The 2,696-nt window shown below is 40.7% G+C and carries 1 protein-coding gene; it reads right to left on the minus strand.

What is annotated here, in order from left to right:
- Positions 1 to 541: 541 nt before the first annotated feature.
- Positions 542 to 2,155, minus strand: coding sequence for an NAD(P)H-quinone oxidoreductase subunit 4 (locus V7K45_RS02895; protein WP_335000192.1), 1,614 nt, complete (start codon positions 2,153 to 2,155; stop codon positions 542 to 544).
- Between the last annotated feature and the right edge of the window lie 541 nt (positions 2,156 to 2,696).

The raw sequence follows: 2,696 nt of genomic DNA on the forward strand, positions 1-2,696 counted from the left end.
TAATGAAAAATCTTTGAGATGCTCCACACGCTGATTTTCATTCTTGGGACAATGCTTACTTTACAAGATTTTCAGCCTTAACTGAACCGTATTGGGATTCAGACTGGAGTTGGCTGAAATATCAACAAAACTAATATTAAAACTACAGAGTTTGTCTTTATATAAGATATCTGATTAAAAAATGTGAGGAACTTGTGAGGAAATACGGTGCTTATTAAAACTTAAATTTTGCCAGGATTCGGGCTGGAGTTTGCTGGGATATGAATAAAACTAATATTAAATATCTTAATGAACACATTACCAATATTGACGGAACTTTCAAGGTTGAATAATTTTTAGGCAGGGGCAATACCCTGGAAAAAGCCGCTTCTCTATGTTCGCGCAGCGTGTCGCAGACAGACGCAAATGCGTCTACATGAATTGCCCTTAAAAATCTATTTCAACTCAATAATGCCAAAATTTTAGGGGTGGTTATGAAACCACCCCTTTATTCTCCTAATATTTAGAATTTACTTGCAGATCCCTTAATGGGAAAGTTAATTTACTCAGAAATGTTAATCGAACTTTCAACTTGAGAAGTAGCCAATGTTGGTGCAGAGAAAATCCGCGAGTACAAACTTGATGGTTGTTGATGAGCAACAACTGGTAGAACTTGACGAGCATGAGCAGCTAATTCTACTGCCTTTACATCATAAGTCTGCGTTGCTAATTTGGGATAAAACCCGATTCCGATGATTGGCAGTAGCAAACAAGTGGTAATAAATATTTCGCGGGGTTTGACATCAGAAATTACAGCATCCAAGTGTAACTCTTGACTTTGCTCACCGTAGAACACTTGACGCAGCATCGACAGTAAATAAATTGGTGTTAAAATCACGCCAACTGCTGATAGCAATACGACTACAACTTTGAAGCTGGAACTGTAAACATCACTGCTGGCGATACCTAGAAATACCATCAACTCACCCACAAAACCACTCATTCCGGGTAAGGCGAGAGAAGCCATTGAACCAATGGTAAACAGAGCAAAAGTTTTGGGCATTACCTTAGCCATACCGCCCATTTTATCCATCATCAAGGTGTGGGTGCGATCGTAAGTCACGCCAGACAGGAAGAACAAGCTAGCAGCAATCAAGCCGTGGGAAACCATCTGTAACACTGCACCGCTGATACCAAGCTCTGTGTAAGAGGCAATCCCAATCAGGACAAACCCCATGTGGGCAATTGAAGAGTAAGCCAAGCGGCGTTTGAGATTGGTTTGAGCAAAGGCACAGCAAGCACCGTAGACAATGTTAACCACACCCAAAATTGCTAACACTGGGGCAAAAGTTACATGGGCATTGGGCAACATTTCCACATTGAAGCGGATGAGGGCATAACCACCCATTTTTAACAACACACCAGCCAAAATCATTGAACCGGGTGCTGATGCTTCACCGTGGGCATCTGGTAGCCAAGTGTGTAAAGGGAAAATCGGCAGCTTCACACCGAAGGCTATTAAGAAACCTGCATAAACCAACAATTCCAAGGTTTTGGGATATTCTTTCATTCCTAGAGCCGCCATATCGAAAGTGACGGTATCTCCAGAGAATGCCATTGCAAAACCAGCAATCAAGATAAATATTGATGCAGCAGCGGTGTAAAGAATGAACTTAGTAGCGGCATAACGGCGGTTTTGTCCTCCCCAGATGGAAATCAGCAGGTAAACCGGCACTAACTCGATTTCCCACATTAGGAAGAATAACAGCAAATCTTGGGCAACAAATACACCAAGTTGGGCGCTGTACATCGCTAACATCAAACCATAAAATAATCGCGGCTTGGTGTTAACTTTCCAAGCCGCGAATATTGCGAGGGTATTTATTAAGCCTGTCAGAAGCAGTAAGGGCATCGATAAACCATCAACCCCCACAGCCCAATGCAAACCTAACTGCGGTATCCAAGGATAGTTTTCTACAAGTTGGAGTGTTGAGCTTTGGAAGTCGTACTTATACCAAAAGTCATAAATCATCAGTGCAAAGTCGGCAAAAGCAACTCCCAGTCCATACCAGCGGATAGTTCTACCTTCTTTGTCTGGGATGAGGGGAATGGCTAAGGTAGCCACCAAGGGTAAGAGGATTATGGCTGTTAGCCAGGGAAATTCTATAGCATTCATCACTTCTGACAATCAATTTGGCTTATCGCTTTTAATTTCATTATATTAAGGAATCAATACTTTTGTAAACATTCTTTAACTCTAGAAAATTAAATTTTTGACATAGATAAGAATATATACTCATTGAATGTCAAATTCTTACGATAAATAAGAATAAATACTTATCTGCTTTTGACGATTCCATTCTAAATGTAAACTTTTGCAACGTCAATAAAAAACGGCAGCTAAAGCCACCGTTACAATACAGTTACATTTCCTGCTTCAGGTCAACTGTCAGGGCTATCTAGTCTACGCTTCTAAGTTGAGTCATAGACTTAACCCCAACACTTCCCAACCTAGCGTTGGGAAATTAGTGAGATGGCGATCGTATAGCAATTAATATCCGAAGTCTATAATGGGCTACCTTATGCACTTATATGTAAAGTTTCTTGAACTCGAAGATTTATTATACTGGAGTTTAGACTAAATCGTCGAAATCAAAGAAAAAAGAGGAGGTCTGATTGAACACAGGCCCACTTTTGACAGAAGGTGAGAGAAGAAC

Origin of the sequence: Nostoc sp. (assembly GCF_036917375.1) — a bacterium.
GTDB lineage: Bacteria > Cyanobacteriota > Cyanobacteriia > Cyanobacteriales > Nostocaceae > Nostoc.